We start from the raw sequence: 14,121 nt of genomic DNA, 5'->3' as shown, positions 1-14,121 counted from the left end.
GCCGGTGGCGCGGCGTCAGCGCCGCACGCCGGCGGCCCAGAACATCAGGGCGCGGATGGGCAGCACCCACACAAAGCCCGCCACCACGTAGAACGGCACCTGCAGCGCCCAGTGCAGCGTTTGCACCCAGTCGCCCAGCCACAGCACCAGGACCAGGTAAAGCAGCAGGAACAGCAGGCCGATCAGCACGGCGGGCAAGGTGCGGGACATGCCAAGCCTCTTGGCAGGCCGGGGCGGCTTGCTCAAGGGGGCGGGCAGCGTTGCGGTGCCCCGCCGCCCGCCCTAGTGTCCCGCCGCCCGCGACCAGCCCCCCCGCCCGCGACCAGCCCCCCCGCCCGAGGAGCCGCCGATGCCCGACACCGGAACCGCCGCCACCGCCGCCGAGCCCTTCGACCTGAAGGCGCATATCCGCGGCGTGCCGGATTTCCCCAAGCCCGGCATCCTGTTCTACGACATCTGCACCCTGCTGCGGGACGGCCCGGCCTTTCGCGCCGCCATCCGCCAGCTGGCCGATCTGGTGCGGCCGCATGCCCCCACGGCGCTGGCCGGCATCGAAAGCCGCGGCTTCGTGCTGGCGGCGCCCTTGGCGCTGGAGCTGGGCATCGGCTTCATTCTGCTGCGCAAGCCGGGCAAGCTGCCGGGCGCCACCATCGGCTACAACTACGCGCTGGAATACGGCACCGACCGGCTGGAAATCCAGGCGGACGCCGTGAAGCGCGGCGACCGCGTGGTGCTGCTGGACGACCTGCTGGCCACCGGCGGCACCATGGCCGCCGGCATCCACCTGCTCAAGGAAGCCGGCGCCGAGGTGCCGCTGGCCGCCGCCATGATCGAGCTGGGCTTCCTGGGCGGCCGCGCCCGGCTGGACGCGCCCTTCGCGGCGCTGGTGTCCTACGACTCCTGAAATGCCGGGCGGGTTCCGCTTTTCGCAACTTCATGCGGCACCGGATGCCCAGGGGTTAGGCAAAGTCGTTACGAAAACGTCAAGTCCGCCCCGCCTTGTTTCCACCGCTTCGGCCGGGCATGTCTCGGCCATGCCGATCGCCCGCCGCGCCCTGCCCGGATTGCTCGCCCTGCTCGCCGCCCCCGGCGCGCGGGCGCAACGGCTGGCGGACAGCGCCACGCTGCTGATGCCCGGCCCGGACGGCGCGCCCGCCGCGCTTTGGGCCGCCCGCGTGGCGGCCGGGCTGACCCGCGGCCTGCCGCACGCGGTGGCGCTGCACAGCATCGCCGTCGGCGGGCCGGATGGCGTGACCGCCGCCAACCGCTTCGCCACCACCGAAGGCGCCGAAGGCCGCACCCTGCTGGTGCTGCCCGGCGCCGCGGCCCATGCCCGGCTGATCGGCGAAAGCCGCGCCCGCTACCCGGTGGAAGGCTGGCTGCCCTTGTGCGCCGCCTGGGGCGGTGCCGTGCTGGCCGGGCGCGCGCCCTTGCCGGCGGCGGGCCTTGGCCGCCCCATCCGCCTGGCCCTGCCGGGGCCGGACGCGCCGGAAGCCGCCGCCCTGCTGGGCCTGGACCTGGCGCAGGTGCCGGCGTCGCCGGTGCTGGGGCTGGCCGGCCCCGCCGCCGAGCAGGCGCTGGCGCGCGGCGAGGTGGATGCCATCGTGCTGTCCGGCGCGGCGCCCCTGCGGCAGGCGGCGCTGCTTGGCGCCGCGCCCTGGTGCGAGCTGGACACGCCGAGCCGCCGCGACCACCCCGAGCTGCCGGCGCTGAGCGCCGTCGCCACCGCCGCCCCGGTGGCGCTCGGCGCCGCGCAGGCGGGGTTCGCGGCGCTGCGGCTGCGCGCCGCCGTGGTCTTGCCGGCGCTGACCTCGGCCGACCAGGTGGCGGTGTGGCGCCGCGCCGCGCTGCGCTGGCAGGAGGAGGAAGCGCGCGACATGCCGGAAACCCTGGCGCTGGTGGGCGCCGAGGCGCGCACCGCCATGGCGGCGCTGTTTCCCCCGCCCGAGGGCGTGCTGGCTTACCGCGAATGGCTGCTGCGCCGCCTCAACTGGCAGGCGGCCTGAACGGCCGGGCCGGTCTGGCCGGCCTAAGCTGACCGGCCGCCCGTAGCCTTCGGGACCGTGCGCGTCAGGCGCCGTTCGCCACCGCCTCCGCCAGCGCGCGGCCCACATCCACGGTGCCCGCCTGGCCGCCCAGGTCGCGCGTGCGGGGGCCGCCCTCGGCCAGATGCAGCTCGATGGCGCGCAGGATGGCGTCCGCCGCCTCCTTCTCCCCCAGGTGCTCCAGCATCATGGCGCCGGACCAGATCTGGCCGATCGGGTTGCAGATCATCTTGCCGGCGATGTCGGGCGCCGAGCCGTGCACCGGCTCGAACATCGAGGGGTGCTTGCGCTCCGGGTTGATGTTGGCCGAGGGCGCGATGCCGATGGAGCCCGCCACCGCCGGGCCGAGGTCGGACAGGATGTCGCCGAACAGGTTGGAGCCGACCACCACGTCGAACCAGTCCGGGTGCTGCACGAAGTGGGCGCACAGGATGTCGATGTGGAACTGGTCGGTCGCGATGCCGGGGTAGTTCTTCGCCATCTCCGCGAAGCGCTCGTCCCAGAAGGGCATGGTGTGGATGATGCCGTTGGACTTGGTGGCGCTGGTCACCTTGCGGCGCGGCCGGGTTTGCGCCAGCTCGAACGCGTATTTCAGCACGCGGTCGACGCCCTGGCGGGAAAACACGCTTTGCTGCGTCACGAATTCCCGCTCCGTGCCCGCGAACATGCGGCCGCCGGAGGAGGAGTACTCGCCCTCGGTGTTTTCCCGCACGACATAGAAGTCGATGTCCCTGGGGCCCCGGTTGGCGAGCGGCGAGGTGGTGCCGGGCATCAGCTTGCAGGGGCGCAGGCTGATGTACTGGTCGAACTCCCGGCGGATCGGGATCAGCAGCCCCCACAGGGAGATGTGGTCCGGCACGCCCGGCCAGCCGACGGCGCCCAGAAAGATGCTGTCGCTTTCGGCCAGCCGGTCCAGCCCGTCTTCCGGCATCATGCGGCCGGTCTGCGCGTAGGTTTCGCAGGACCAGTCGTAGTGGTCGAGCGACAGCTCGAAGCCGAAGCGGCGCGCGGCGGCGTCCAGCACCCGCAGGCCTTCCGGCACCGTTTCCTTGCCGATGCCATCCCCGGGGACGACGGCGATTCGGTGCTTGCGAGCCATGGGCGCTCCTCCTGTTCTGGACCGCCGTTCTAGAACAGGAGCGGCGGGCGGGACACCGCCTCAGCCGGCTTCGCGCTCCAGCAGGCTCCGCTTGCGGGCGATGCCCCAGCGAAACCCGGCCAGGGCGCCGTCGCCGCGCACCACGCGGTGGCAGGGAATGGCCACGGCCAGCGCGTTGGCGGCGCAGGCGGCGGCCACGGCGCGCGCCGCGCCGGGCTGGCCGAGCCGCAGCGCCACCTCCGCGTAGCTCGCCGTCTGGCCGGGCGGGATGTCGCGCAGCGCCTGCCACACCCGCGCCTGGAAGGCGGTGCCGCGGATGTCCAGCGGCAGGTCCAGGCCGGTGGCCGGCGCTTCCACGAAGCCCACCACCCGCGCCACCATCTGCTCGAACCCGGCATCGCCGCCCAGCAGCACGGCGCGGGGAAAGCGCTCCTGCAGCTCGGCCAGCAGGGCCTCGGCGTCGTCGCCCAGCAGAATGGCGCACAGGCCACGGGTGCTTTGCGCCACCAGGATCTCGCCCAGCGCGCAGGATCCCAGGGCGAAGCGGATCTCCTCGCCCGCCCCGCCTGCCCGCCAGGCGGTGGGGGTCATGCCCAGCGTCGCGTTCGCCGCCTCGTAGAACCGGCCGGAGGAGCCGTATCCCGCCTCGTAGATCGCATCCGTGACGCTGGAGCTGCCTGCCAGCGCGTCGCGCAGCCGGCGCGCGCGCAGGGCGGCCGCGTAGGCCCGCGGCGTCAGCCCGGTCACGGCGCGGAACACGCGGTGCAGGTGAGACACGCTTACGCCCAGCCCGGCGGCCAGCGCCGCGGCCTCGGGCGGCGGCGAAGCCGCCTCGATCCGCCGGCAGGCCTCGGCCACCAGCGCCGACTGTTGCGCCACGGCCGGCAGGCCGGCGGGGCGGCAGCGCAGGCAGGCGCGAAAGCCGGCGGCCTCGGCCTCGGCGGCGGTGGCGTGGAAGCGCACATGCTCCGGGCGCGGCCGCCGGGCGCCGCAGCTCAGCCGGCAATACACGCCGGTGCTGCTGACCGAATACAAGGCCCCGTCCCCGCCCGCGTCGCGTGCCAGCAGGCGCGCCCAGCGCGGGTCCGCCAGAATGGCGGCGGCGAGTTCGGATGCGGTGCGGCGGATCTGGTTCATGGGGCCATCCTGCGGCTTTCGCGCCGCCGCCGCACTCCGCCGGCTCTCCGGCAATCGCGTACCACCGCGGCGGCGGGCGGATGGGCGCGGGCACGGTGGGGCCGCCCGCCCGGGGGATGCCGGTGCGCTCGCCGCGCTTGATCCCGGAAGCTGCTCATGCCGGTGGCTCGCGATCGGTTCGAGGGTGGGAACGCCGGGTCGGGCGCGTGGCGGAACCGGGCCACGCTAGCCACGGCGCGGCGGCCGCGCCACCCGGCGGCGCGGCTGGCCCGGTGCGGCTGGCTGGGCGCGGCTGGCCGGGGCATGATCGCGCCATAGCCGAGAAAGCCACCCATGGAAGTCGCCGTCTTCAGCACCCGCTCCTACGACCGCCGCTTTCTGGCGCAGGCGGCGGGGCCGCACCACCTGGTCTGGCTGGAAGCGCGGCTGTCGGCCGATACCGCGCCGCTGGCCCGGGGCGCCGGCGCGGTCTGCGCCTTTGTCAACGACACGGTGGATGCCGCGGTGCTGGAGGTGTTCGCCGGGCTGGGCGTGCGGCTGGTGGCGCTGCGCTCGGCGGGCTTCAACAATGTGGACCTGGCGGCGGCGAAGCGGCACGGCATCGCGGTGGCGCGCGTGCCGGCCTATTCGCCGCAAGCGGTGGCCGAGCACGCGGTGGCGCTGATCCTGGCGCTCAACCGCAACATCCACCGCGCCTATGCGCGGGTGCGGGAAGGCAACTTCGCGCTGGACGGCCTGCTGGGCTTCAACCTGCACGGCCGCGTCGCGGGGCTGGTCGGCACCGGGCAGATCGGCGCCGCCGCGGCGCACATCCTGCTGGGCTTCGGCTGCACCGTGCTGGCGCACGACCCCTTCCCCGACCCGGCGCTGCAGGCGCAAGGCGTGCGGTATTGCCCCTTGCCGGACCTGCTGGCGGAAGCCTCCATCGTCAGCCTGCACTGCCCGCTGACGCCGGCCACGCACCACCTGATCGACGCCGCGGCGCTGGCGCGGATGCGGCCGGGCGCCATGCTGGTCAACACCAGCCGCGGCGCCATGATCGACACGCCGGCGGTGATCGCGGCCCTGAAATCCGGCCGGCTCGGCCATCTGGGCCTCGACGTCTACGAGGAGGAAGCCGGGCTGTTCTTCGAGGACCGCTCGGACAGCGTGATGCGCGACGACGTGATGGCCCGGCTGCTGACCTTTCCCAACGTGCTGGTCACCGGGCACCAGGGCTTCTTCACGGCCGAGGCGATGACCGCCATCGCGGAAACCACCATGGCCAACATCACCGCCTTTGAAGTCACGGGCGCGCCGCTGCACCCGGTGGCGGCGCCCTGAGGCCCGCTTGTGCCCCCTGCCCGGCATCGATATAGCCGGCAGGGAACAGCGCACGGAACCGCCCCTTGTTCGACTGGCTGACGCCCGAGGAATGGCAGGCGGTGCGGCTCAGCCTGTCGGTGGCGCTGCGGTCCGTGCTGTTCGGCCTGCCGCCGGCGGTGGCGGCGGCCTGGCTGCTGGCGCGCGGCCGCTTTCCCGGCCGCGCGGCGCTGGACGCGCTGGTGCACCTGCCGCTGGTCATGCCGCCCGTGGTGGTGGGCTGGCTGCTGCTGGTGACCTTCGGGCTGCGCGGGCCGGTGGGCGCGCTGCTGAACGAATGGTTCGGGGTGCGGCTGGTGTTCACCACCGGCGGCGCGGCGCTGGCCACCGCCGTGATGTCCTTTCCCCTGATCGTGCGCGCCGTGCGGCTGAGCCTGGACGCGGTGGACCCGGGGCTGGAAGCGGCCGCCCGCACGCTGGGCGCCGGGCCGCTGGACCGCTTTTTCACCGTCACCCTGCCGCTGATCGCGCCAGGCATCCTGTCCGGCGCCATCACCGCCTTTGCCGCCGGGCTTGGCGAGTTCGGTGCCGTGATCACCTTCGCCTCCAACATCCCCGGCGCCACGCAGACCCTGCCGCTGGCCATCTACAGCGCGACGCAAACGCCGGGCGGCGAGGCGACGGCGGCCAAGCTGGCCGGCGTGTCGCTGGTGCTGGCGCTGTGTGGCCTGTTGCTGGCCGATGCCGCCGGGCGGCGCATGCAGGCCATGCTCGGCCGGGCGCCCGCCTGATGCTGGAGGTCGCGCTGCGGCACGACTGGCCGGGCTTTTCGCTGGATGTCGGCTTTCGCGCGCCGGCAGCCGGCGTCACGGCGCTGTTCGGCCCTTCCGGCTGCGGCAAGTCCACCATCCTGGCGGCCGTGGCCGGGTTGCTGCGGCCGGATGCCGGGCGCATCGCGCTGGGCGATGCCGTGCTGTTCGACCATGGCGGCCGCCGCATGGTGCCGGCCGAGCGCCGCCGCTGCGGCATGGTGTTCCAGGATGCGCGGCTGTTCCCCCACCTGTCCGTTTCCGGCAACCTGCGCTACGGGCTGCGCCGCGCGCCGCGCGGCACCACCGGCCCAGGCTTCGACGAGGTGGTATCGCTGCTCGGCATCGAGGCCCTGCTGGCCCGCCGCCCGGCGGCGCTGTCGGGCGGCGAGAAGCAGCGCGTGGCGTTGGGCCGCGCGCTGTTGTCGCGCCCCGCCATGCTGCTGATGGACGAGCCGCTGGCGGCGCTGGACGCACCGCGCAAGGCCGAGGTGCTGCCCTTTCTGGCACGCCTGCGGCAGGAACTGTCCATCCCCCTGCTCTACGTCACCCACGCGCTGGAGGAGGTGGACCAGCTGGCCGATTCGCTGGTGCTGCTGGCCGGTGGCCGCGTGCTGGCCAGCGGCGCGGTGGAGGCGCTGGCCGCGCGCACCGACCTGCCCATGCTGGCCGGGCGGCGGGATGCCGGCGCGCTGCTGCCCTGCACGGTGCTGGCGCACGACCCGGCGCGGCAGCTCACCCGGCTGGGCTTTCCCGGCGGCACGCTATCGGTGCCGCTGGCGCCCGCGCCGGTCGGCAGCACGCAGCGGCTGCGGCTGCGGGCGCGCGATGTCGCGGTGGCCACCGAGGAGCCGCGCGGCTTGTCCGTGCAGAACGTCCTGCCGGTGGTGCTGGAAGCGCTGGAGCCGGGCGCCGCCGGCGAGGCGATGCTGCGGCTGCGCGCCGGCCCCAGCCTGCTGCTGGCGCGCGTGACGCTGGATTCCGCGCACCGCCTGTCGCTGCGGCCGGGCCAGCCGCTGTGGGCGCTGGTCAAGTCAGTGGCGCTGGCGCCGCGCGGGCCCGGCGCATGAGCCAGCCGCCCCCCGGCGCGGTGCTGAGCCTGCGCATCGACCTGCCCGGCGGGTTGCGGATCGGCCCCGGCAAGGTGCGGCTGCTGGAAGAGATCGCGGCGCGCGGCTCCATCTCGGCCGCCGGGCGGTCGCTGCGCATGTCGTACCGCCGGGCGTGGGAGCTGGTGGAAACGCTCAACGCCGGGCTTGCAGCGCCGGTGGTGGAAACGGCGGCGGGCGGTGCCGGCGGCGGCGGCGCGCGGTTGACGCCGGCCGGTGAGGCGGTGATCCGCCATTATCGCGCGGTGGAGCGGGCGGCCGGCGCCGCGGCGGCCCCCGAGTTGGACGCGCTGCGCCGCCTGATGCCCTAGGCCGCCCTGCCGCGCCGCAGCGTCGGCGTCGTGGGCCAGGGCGTGGCAAGCATGCCCTGGCGGCGGAACGCCAGCACGTCGCGCAAGGCCTGCGGCTCCAGCGCCGCCTCGGCGATCAGCGCCGACAGCCGGTCCTCCGCCGCGTCCTGGCCGCTGCCCGGGGGCAGCGAGGCGACCACCGCGGCCATCCAGCACAGCGCGCTCAAACGCACCGCGCGGTTGCCGTCGGCAAAGACCTGCTCGATCGCGCTCAGCTCCCGCAGCAACCCGGAGGTAGGCCACTGCGCCTTGTCGTTCCGCATGCTCGTCTCCTGCCCGCTTGCGGGAATGCTACGGGCGGCGCGGTGCAGCGGATGCACGGCCGACGAGGCAGCGGCCGGACGGGCAGCCACACGGAAAGTTGTCGGAATTTGTCAAGCAGATTCACAATTGGTTAGGGCCTGGCGCGCATCAATCCGGCCACCAGGAGACACCCCACATGATCGACACGTCGGACAGTGCCCACCGCCGCCGGCTGCACGCCTTCGGCCTGACGCCGGACAGCATCCGGCTGCTGCAAAGCAACGCCGGCTTCGCCCGCCAAGCGCTGCCGGCGCTGCTGGAACAGCTGCACCAGGCCTTCGACCCCTGGCCGGAAATCCGCCACGCCTTGGAGCAGCCGGCGGTGCACGGCCCGCGCCTGGCGCATTGGGAGCGCGTCATCTGCGGCGAGCTCGGCGACGGCTTCTACGCATCCGCGCAGGCCCTGGCCGAGGCGCTGTACCGGCACGGCGCGCCGGCCTATGCCGTGACCCTGTGCCACCGCACCGTGTCCGCCGCCGTGGTCGCGCGGCTGGCACCGGCCGGAAGCTGGGGCTGGAGGCGCGGCCAGCAGCAGCGGAGGCATGCCGCCATGACCGCGGCACTGTCCGCCGCCGCGTGGCTGGACCTGGAAGTGCTGCTGGAAACCTATGCGGTGGCCGAGCAGGACGCGCGCCGGGCCCTGATGCACGGCTTCGCGCAGCGGTTCGAAACCGGCGTGAACGGCGTGATCGACGGTGTCACGGCATCCACCCAGCACCTGGCCACCAGCGTGCACGGCATGGGCGAAACCGCTGCCCTGGCCAGCGAGCGGATGGGCACCGCGGCCGGCGCCGCGCGCGAAGCCAGCGAGAACATCAACACCGTCGCCGCCGCGACAGAGGAGCTGACCGCCTCCATCCGCGAGATCACGCGCCAGGTGACGCAGTCGGCCGACATCGCCAGCCGCGCCGTGCGCAGCGCCGCCGAAACGGACCAGGTGGTGCAAACGCTGTCGGATGCCGCCGGGCGGATCGGCGACGTGGTGCGGCTGATCGGCGACATCGCGGGGCAAACCAACCTGCTGGCTCTGAACGCCACGATCGAGGCGGCGCGGGCGGGCGACAGCGGCAAGGGCTTCGCGGTGGTGGCCAGCGAGGTCAAGGGGCTGGCCAGCCAAACATCCCGCGCCACGGACGACATCCGCCAGCAGATCGAGCAGATGCAATCCGCCACCCAGGGCGCGGTGCAGGCGATCCGCAGCATCAGCACCACGGTGGGCGAGATGGGCGACATCGCCACGGCCATCGCCGCCGCGGTGGAGCAGCAGGGCAGTGCCACGGCGGAGATCTCGCGCAGCGTGCAGGGCGCGGCGGACGGCAACCGGGTGGTGGACCAGCAGATGGAAGGGCTGCGCGACACCGCCGCAACAAGCCATCGCATGACCGGCGAGGTGGACCAGGAAACGCGCGCGCTGAACGGCCAGGTGCAGGAACTGTCGGGGTCGGTGCGGGACTTCCTGCGGCAGGTGCGCGCCGCCTAGGCGCGGCCCGGGCCGGCGGCGGCGCCGTTTCCAGCGAGCCTTGCGCCGTGGACCATGGCGGAGAGGGTGGGATTCGAACCCACGGTAGGCTTGCACCTACTTCGGTTTTCGAGACCGACGCGATCGACCACTCTGCCACCTCTCCGTGGGGTCCCTGGGTCGTCAGGTGGCGGGCGGTATAAGGGCGCGCCGCGCGTCATGCAATGGGGCGGCGCGCCGCCGGGGCGAGGAATCGGTGCGGCAACGTTGACTCTGGCGCGTGCGCAGCGTTATACGCCCCTCCTCTCCGGCGGGACCCGCGTTCCGCCGGCGGCCGTTGTCCGGCCGTTTGGATTTCATATTCTTCTCTGGCCGGCCAGGCTACAGCTTCAGGGCGAACCATGACCTACGCAGTGATCCGTACCGGCGGCAAGCAGTACCGCGTCACCCCCGACGCGGTGCTCACCGTTGAGCGTCTGGAAGCCGAAGCCGGCGCGACCGTGACCTTCCAGGACGTGCTCGCCATCGGCGGCGACGCCGGCCTGACGCTGGGCGCCCCCACCATCGCCGGCGCCACCGTCACCGCCACCGTGGTCGAGCAGAACCGCGGCGCGAAGATCATCATCTTCAAGAAGCGCCGCCGCCAGAACAGCCGCCGCAAGAACGGCCACCGCCAGGAACAGACCGTCCTGCGCATCTCCGCTATCAACGCGGCCTGATAGGAGACACTCCCCATGGCACATAAGAAGGCAGGCGGCTCTTCCCGCAACGGCCGCGACTCCGCCGGCAAGCGCCTCGGCGTCAAGAAGTTCGGTGGCGAGCATGTGCTGGCCGGCAACATCATCGTGACGCAGCGCGGCACCAAGATGGTCCCGGGCAACAACGTGCTGTGCGGCCGCACCCACTCCATCCACGCCGCGATCGAGGGCAAGGTGAAGTTCACCCGCCGCGCCGAAGGCCGCGTACACGTTTCCGTCGAGCCGCTGCCGCAGGCCGCCGAGTAACCTCGCGCCCGCGACCAGTTCGACACGACTGACGCAAACGGGGGCCGCGAGGCTCCCGTTTTTGCGTTCCAGCCCTTTTCCGGACCAGCCCAGACCATGAAGTTCCTCGACGAAGCCAAGATCTGGGTGAAGGCCGGCGACGGCGGCGACGGCGTGATCGCCTTTCGCCGCGAACGGTTCATCGAATACGGCGGCCCGGACGGCGGCAACGGCGGCAAGGGCGGCAACGTGATCGCGGAAGCGGTGGAGGGGCTGAACACCCTGATCGACTACCGCTACGCGCAGCACTTCAAGTCCCGCAAGGGCGGCAATGGCGCGGGCTCGGACCGCACCGGCGCGGGCTCGGACGACGTGATCCTGAAGGTGCCTGTCGGCACCGTCATCCTGGCGGAAGACAAGGAAACCGTGCTGGCCGACCTGACCGAGGCCGGGCAGCGCGCCACCATCTGCACGGGCGGCGACGGCGGCCACGGCAACGCGCATTTTAAGACCAGCACCAACCGTGCCCCCCGCCGCGCCGACAAGGGCTGGCCGGGCGAGGAGCGCTGGGTGTGGCTGCGCCTGAAGCTGATCGCCGATGCCGGGCTGCTGGGCCTGCCCAACGCCGGCAAGTCCACCTTTCTGGCCGCTGCCTCCGCAGCTAGGCCCAAGATCGCCGACTACCCCTTCACCACGCTGAACCCGCAGCTCGGCGTCGTGCGGCTGAACGCCACCGAGGAGTTCGTGCTGGCCGACATTCCCGGGCTGATCGAGGGCGCGGCGGATGGTGCCGGGCTCGGCACCCGCTTTCTCGGCCACGTGGAGCGCTGCGCGGTGCTTCTGCACCTGATCGACGGCAGCCAGCCGGACCCGGTCGCCGCCTACCACACCGTGCGGGCGGAGCTGGAGGAATACGGCGGCGGGCTGGTGGACAAGCGCGAGATCGTGGCGCTGAACAAGACCGACGCCATGACGCCGCAGGCGCGCTCCAGCCGCGTCAAGGCGCTGGAGCGCGCCATCGGCCGCCCCGTGCGGCTGATCAGCGGCGTCACCGGCGAGGGCGTGCCCGACACGCTGCGCGAGCTGGCGGACAGCGTGTACCGCCACCGCGAGGAAACCGCGGGCGCATGACCCCGTCGCTCGCCACCGCCCGCCGCGTCGTCGTGAAGATCGGCTCCGCCCTGGTGGTGGACCCGGATACGGCGGCACCGCGCGAGGCATGGCTGGCCTCGGTGGCCGCCGATGTCGCGGCACTGCGGGCGGGCGGCGCCGAGGTGGTGGTGGTGTCGTCCGGCGCCATTTCGCTGGCGCGCCGCTCGCTGGGCCTGACCAAGCGCAAGCTGCGGCTGGAGGAAAAGCAGGCCGCCGCCGCCGTGGGGCAGATCCGGCTCGCCGGCGCGTGGCAGGCCGCGCTGTCCGCGCACGGGCTGAATGCCGCGCAGCTGTTGCTGACGCTGGAAGACAGCGAGGACCGCCGCCGCTACCTGAATGCCCGCGCCACGCTGGGCACGTTGCTGGACCTCGGCTGCGTGCCGGTGATCAACGAGAACGACACCGTCGCCACGGCCGAGATCCGCTTCGGCGACAACGATCGCCTCGCCGCGCGCGTGGCGGAGATGATCCAGGCCGACGTCTTGGTGCTGCTGTCCGACATCGATGGCCTCTACACCGCCGACCCGCGCCGCGACCCCGAGGCCCAGCACCTGCCGGTGGTCGAGCGGCTGTCGGACGAGATCATGGCCATGGGGGGCGAGCCGCCGCCCGGCTATTCCTCCGGCGGCATGCGCACCAAGCTGATCGCGGCGCGCATCGCGACCGGTGCCGGCACCGCCATGGCGATCGCGCTGGGCGAGCCGATGCACCCGCTGGCGGCGCTGCGCGACGGCGCCCGCTGCACCTGGTTCCTGCCTACGCCGGAAGGCCGCACGGCCCGCAAGCGCTGGATCGCCGGCAGCCTCGCGCCGCTCGGCGTGCTGCGGGTCGATGCGGGCGCGGCCGGCGCCCTGCGCCAGGGGCGCTCGCTGCTGCCCGCCGGCGTCCGCGGCGTCGAGGGCAGCTTCGGCCGCGGCGACCCGGTGGCGGTGCGCGACGAAGCGGGGCAGGAGCTGGCGCGCGGCCTGTCCGCCTATGATTCGGAGGCCGCGCGGCAGATCGCCGGCCGCCGCTCCGACGAGATCGAAACCATCCTGGGCTGGCGCGGGCGGGACGAGATCGTCCACCGCGACGATCTGGTGCTGCTGGAAAGGACGGGCCATTGAACGCCATCGCCGACCCCATCGCCCGGCAGTTGCAGGCGGTCGCCGAAGCCGCGCGCGCCGCGGCCACGCTGCTCGCCCGGGCCCCGGCCGAGGCCAAGGACGCCGCGCTCCGCGCCGCCGCCGCCGCGCTGCGCGCCGGGCAGGACGCGCTGCTGGCCGCCAATGCCGCCGACCTCGCGGCCCACCCCGACCTCGCCCCCGCCTTTCGCGACCGGCTGACCCTGAACCCCGCCCGCGTGGAAAGCATGGCCCAGGGGCTGGAGCAGGTGGCGGCCCTGCCGGACCCGGTGGGCCGCGTGCTGGCCGAATGGACCCGGCCCAACGGGCTGGTGATCCGCCGCGTGGCGCAGCCGCTCGGCGTCATCGGCATGATCTACGAGAGCCGCCCCAACGTCACCGCCGATGCCGGCGCGCTGTGCCTCAAGGCGGGCTCGGCCGTGCTGCTGCGCGGCGGCAGCGAAAGCGCGCGCTCCTCCGCCGCCATCCGCGCCTGCATGGCGCAGGGCCTGCGGGAGGCCGGGCTGCCGGAAGCGGCGGTGCAGACCGCCCCCACCCAGGACCGCGGCTTTGTGGGGGCCATGCTGGCGGCCTCGGGGCAGATCGATCTGATCATCCCGCGCGGCGGCAAGGGGCTGGTGACGCGGGTGATGCGCGAAGCGCGCGTGCCCGTGCTGGCGCATGCCGAGGGGCTGAACCACGTCTACGTGGATGGCGCGGCCGACCCGGCCATGGCGCGCGCCGTGGTGGCCAACGGCAAGATGCGCCGCACCGGCATCTGCGGCGCCACCGAAACGCTGCTGGTGGATGCCGCCATCGCCCCTGCCCTGCTGCCCCTGCTGGTCACCGACCTGCGGGCGCTGGGCTGCGACTTCCGTGCCGATGCCCGCGCCCGCGCCATCCTGCCCGAGCTGCCGGCCGCGACGGAGGCCGACTTCGGCACGGAATGGCTCGATGCCGTGCTCAGCGTCGCGGTGGTGGATGGCGTGGAGGGTGCGCTGGCGCATATCCGGCGCTTCGGCACCGAGTTCGCCGAATCCATCGTGACGGAAGATGCCGCCGTGGCGCGGCGCTTTCTGGACGAGACCACCTCGGCCGTTTCGCTGTGGAACGCGCCCACGCAGTTCTGCGACGGCGGCGAGTTCGGCTTCGGCGCCGAGATCGGCATCGCCACCGGCCGCATGCATGCGCGCGGCCCGGTGGGGCTGGAGCAGCTTTGCACCTATCGCTACCAGGTGCTCGGCACCGGCCAGACCCGGCCCTAGCCGGC

General features: G+C 73.5%; 16 protein-coding genes and 1 tRNA gene. 12 read left to right on the top strand and 5 right to left on the bottom strand.

Features of this window, described 5'->3' with window-relative positions:
- Positions 1–15: 15 nt before the first annotated feature.
- Positions 16–210, bottom strand: a complete 195-nt coding sequence (locus IAI59_RS08470; RefSeq protein WP_207416111.1) for a DUF2842 domain-containing protein — start codon at positions 208–210, stop codon at positions 16–18.
- Positions 211–349: 139 nt separating this feature from the next.
- On the opposite strand from IAI59_RS08470, the gene IAI59_RS08465 reads away from it, so the two are divergent.
- Both IAI59_RS08465 and IAI59_RS08460 read left to right on the top strand, forming a co-directional pair.
- On the top strand, positions 350–904 hold the full coding sequence (locus IAI59_RS08465; RefSeq protein ID WP_207416110.1) for an adenine phosphoribosyltransferase: 555 nt from the start codon (positions 350–352) through the stop codon (positions 902–904).
- Between the two features lie 130 nt (positions 905–1,034).
- Positions 1,035–2,006 carry a hypothetical protein gene (locus IAI59_RS08460; protein WP_207416109.1) on the top strand — a complete coding sequence of 324 codons (972 nt, stop codon included), beginning with the start codon at positions 1,035–1,037 and terminating at the stop codon, positions 2,004–2,006.
- 64 nt (positions 2,007–2,070) lie between these two features.
- Here IAI59_RS08460 and IAI59_RS08455 read toward each other — a convergent pair whose 3' ends face one another.
- Positions 2,071–3,144 carry a tartrate dehydrogenase gene (locus IAI59_RS08455; RefSeq protein WP_207416108.1) on the bottom strand — a complete coding sequence of 358 codons (1,074 nt, stop codon included), beginning with the start codon at positions 3,142–3,144 and terminating at the stop codon, positions 2,071–2,073.
- Positions 3,145–3,204: 60 nt separating this feature from the next.
- On the bottom strand, positions 3,205–4,281 hold the full coding sequence (gene ada, locus IAI59_RS08450; RefSeq protein ID WP_207416107.1) for a bifunctional DNA-binding transcriptional regulator/O6-methylguanine-DNA methyltransferase Ada: 1,077 nt from the start codon (positions 4,279–4,281) through the stop codon (positions 3,205–3,207).
- Between the two features lie 333 nt (positions 4,282–4,614).
- Between ada and IAI59_RS08445 the strand changes: the two genes are divergently transcribed.
- From IAI59_RS08445 to IAI59_RS08430, 4 genes are all read left to right on the top strand, one after another.
- On the top strand, positions 4,615–5,604 hold the full coding sequence (locus tag IAI59_RS08445) for a 2-hydroxyacid dehydrogenase (RefSeq protein WP_207416106.1): 990 nt from the start codon (positions 4,615–4,617) through the stop codon (positions 5,602–5,604).
- A 65-nt stretch (positions 5,605–5,669) separates the two neighbouring features.
- On the top strand, positions 5,670–6,374 hold the full coding sequence (modB, locus tag IAI59_RS08440) for a molybdate ABC transporter permease subunit (protein WP_207416105.1): 705 nt from the start codon (positions 5,670–5,672) through the stop codon (positions 6,372–6,374).
- Positions 6,374–7,462 (top strand): molybdenum ABC transporter ATP-binding protein, encoded by a 1,089-nt coding sequence (gene modC, locus IAI59_RS08435; protein ID WP_207416104.1) that lies wholly within the window; start codon positions 6,374–6,376, stop codon positions 7,460–7,462. The genes modB and modC overlap by 1 nt, the downstream gene beginning before the upstream one ends.
- On the top strand, positions 7,459–7,812 hold the full coding sequence (locus IAI59_RS08430; protein WP_207416103.1) for a winged helix-turn-helix domain-containing protein: 354 nt from the start codon (positions 7,459–7,461) through the stop codon (positions 7,810–7,812). Before modC ends, IAI59_RS08430 begins: the two co-directional genes overlap by 4 nt.
- Here the strand turns inward: IAI59_RS08430 and IAI59_RS08425 are convergent.
- Positions 7,809–8,114, bottom strand: a complete 306-nt coding sequence (locus IAI59_RS08425; RefSeq protein ID WP_207416102.1) for a hypothetical protein — start codon at positions 8,112–8,114, stop codon at positions 7,809–7,811. The two genes, IAI59_RS08430 and IAI59_RS08425, sit on opposite strands and share 4 nt — an antisense overlap.
- A 176-nt stretch (positions 8,115–8,290) precedes the next feature.
- Here IAI59_RS08425 and IAI59_RS23340 point away from each other — a divergent pair, with 176 nt between their 5' ends.
- Positions 8,291–9,634, top strand: a complete 1,344-nt coding sequence (locus IAI59_RS23340; protein ID WP_207443848.1) for a globin-coupled sensor protein — start codon at positions 8,291–8,293, stop codon at positions 9,632–9,634.
- A 55-nt stretch (positions 9,635–9,689) separates the two neighbouring features.
- Here the strand turns inward: IAI59_RS23340 and IAI59_RS08415 are convergent.
- A tRNA-Ser gene (locus IAI59_RS08415) sits at positions 9,690–9,779 on the bottom strand.
- A 235-nt stretch (positions 9,780–10,014) separates the two neighbouring features.
- On the opposite strand from IAI59_RS08415, the gene rplU reads away from it, so the two are divergent.
- The 5 genes from rplU to IAI59_RS08390 all read left to right on the top strand — a co-directional run bounded on the left by rplU (position 10,015) and on the right by IAI59_RS08390 (position 14,116).
- Positions 10,015–10,332 (top strand): 50S ribosomal protein L21, encoded by a 318-nt coding sequence (gene rplU / locus IAI59_RS08410; protein WP_207416610.1) that lies wholly within the window; start codon positions 10,015–10,017, stop codon positions 10,330–10,332.
- A gap of 15 nt (positions 10,333–10,347) precedes the next feature.
- Positions 10,348–10,617 (top strand): 50S ribosomal protein L27, encoded by a 270-nt coding sequence (gene rpmA, locus IAI59_RS08405; RefSeq protein ID WP_207416611.1) that lies wholly within the window; start codon positions 10,348–10,350, stop codon positions 10,615–10,617.
- Between the two features lie 96 nt (positions 10,618–10,713).
- Positions 10,714–11,727, top strand: coding sequence for a GTPase ObgE (gene obgE / locus IAI59_RS08400; protein WP_207416612.1), 1,014 nt, complete (start codon positions 10,714–10,716; stop codon positions 11,725–11,727).
- On the top strand, positions 11,724–12,854 hold the full coding sequence (gene proB / locus IAI59_RS08395) for a glutamate 5-kinase (RefSeq protein ID WP_207416613.1): 1,131 nt from the start codon (positions 11,724–11,726) through the stop codon (positions 12,852–12,854). Before obgE ends, proB begins: the two co-directional genes overlap by 4 nt.
- The gene (locus IAI59_RS08390) at positions 12,851–14,116 is read left to right on the top strand and encodes a glutamate-5-semialdehyde dehydrogenase (RefSeq protein ID WP_207416614.1); all 1,266 of its coding nucleotides are present in this window, start codon (positions 12,851–12,853) and stop codon (positions 14,114–14,116) included. The genes proB and IAI59_RS08390 overlap by 4 nt, the downstream gene beginning before the upstream one ends.
- Positions 14,117–14,121: the final 5 nt, after the last annotated feature.

Source organism: Roseomonas haemaphysalidis, from assembly GCF_017355405.1.
Lineage (GTDB): Bacteria > Pseudomonadota > Alphaproteobacteria > Acetobacterales > Acetobacteraceae > Pseudoroseomonas > Pseudoroseomonas haemaphysalidis.
Note: the sequence above shows the minus strand (reverse complement) of the source record. Positions and strands in the feature narration are given on the sequence as shown.

What these genes read in the sequence shown, in the direction of transcription:
- IAI59_RS08470 (WP_207416111.1), bottom strand. Translation starts at nt 210, where the DNA reads ATGTCCCGCACCTTGCCCGCCGTGCTGATCGGCCTGCTGTTCCTGCTG.
- IAI59_RS08465 (WP_207416110.1), top strand. Translation starts at nt 350, where the DNA reads ATGCCCGACACCGGAACCGCCGCCACCGCCGCCGAGCCCTTCGACCTG.
- IAI59_RS08460 (WP_207416109.1), top strand. Translation starts at nt 1,035, where the DNA reads ATGCCGATCGCCCGCCGCGCCCTGCCCGGATTGCTCGCCCTGCTCGCC.
- IAI59_RS08455 (WP_207416108.1), bottom strand. Translation starts at nt 3,144, where the DNA reads ATGGCTCGCAAGCACCGAATCGCCGTCGTCCCCGGGGATGGCATCGGC.
- ada (WP_207416107.1), bottom strand. Translation starts at nt 4,281, where the DNA reads ATGAACCAGATCCGCCGCACCGCATCCGAACTCGCCGCCGCCATTCTG.
- IAI59_RS08445 (WP_207416106.1), top strand. Translation starts at nt 4,615, where the DNA reads ATGGAAGTCGCCGTCTTCAGCACCCGCTCCTACGACCGCCGCTTTCTG.
- modC (WP_207416104.1), top strand. Translation starts at nt 6,374, where the DNA reads ATGCTGGAGGTCGCGCTGCGGCACGACTGGCCGGGCTTTTCGCTGGAT.
- IAI59_RS08430 (WP_207416103.1), top strand. Translation starts at nt 7,459, where the DNA reads ATGAGCCAGCCGCCCCCCGGCGCGGTGCTGAGCCTGCGCATCGACCTG.
- IAI59_RS08425 (WP_207416102.1), bottom strand. Translation starts at nt 8,114, where the DNA reads ATGCGGAACGACAAGGCGCAGTGGCCTACCTCCGGGTTGCTGCGGGAG.
- IAI59_RS23340 (WP_207443848.1), top strand. Translation starts at nt 8,291, where the DNA reads ATGATCGACACGTCGGACAGTGCCCACCGCCGCCGGCTGCACGCCTTC.
- rplU (WP_207416610.1), top strand. Translation starts at nt 10,015, where the DNA reads ATGACCTACGCAGTGATCCGTACCGGCGGCAAGCAGTACCGCGTCACC.
- rpmA (WP_207416611.1), top strand. Translation starts at nt 10,348, where the DNA reads ATGGCACATAAGAAGGCAGGCGGCTCTTCCCGCAACGGCCGCGACTCC.
- obgE (WP_207416612.1), top strand. Translation starts at nt 10,714, where the DNA reads ATGAAGTTCCTCGACGAAGCCAAGATCTGGGTGAAGGCCGGCGACGGC.
- proB (WP_207416613.1), top strand. Translation starts at nt 11,724, where the DNA reads ATGACCCCGTCGCTCGCCACCGCCCGCCGCGTCGTCGTGAAGATCGGC.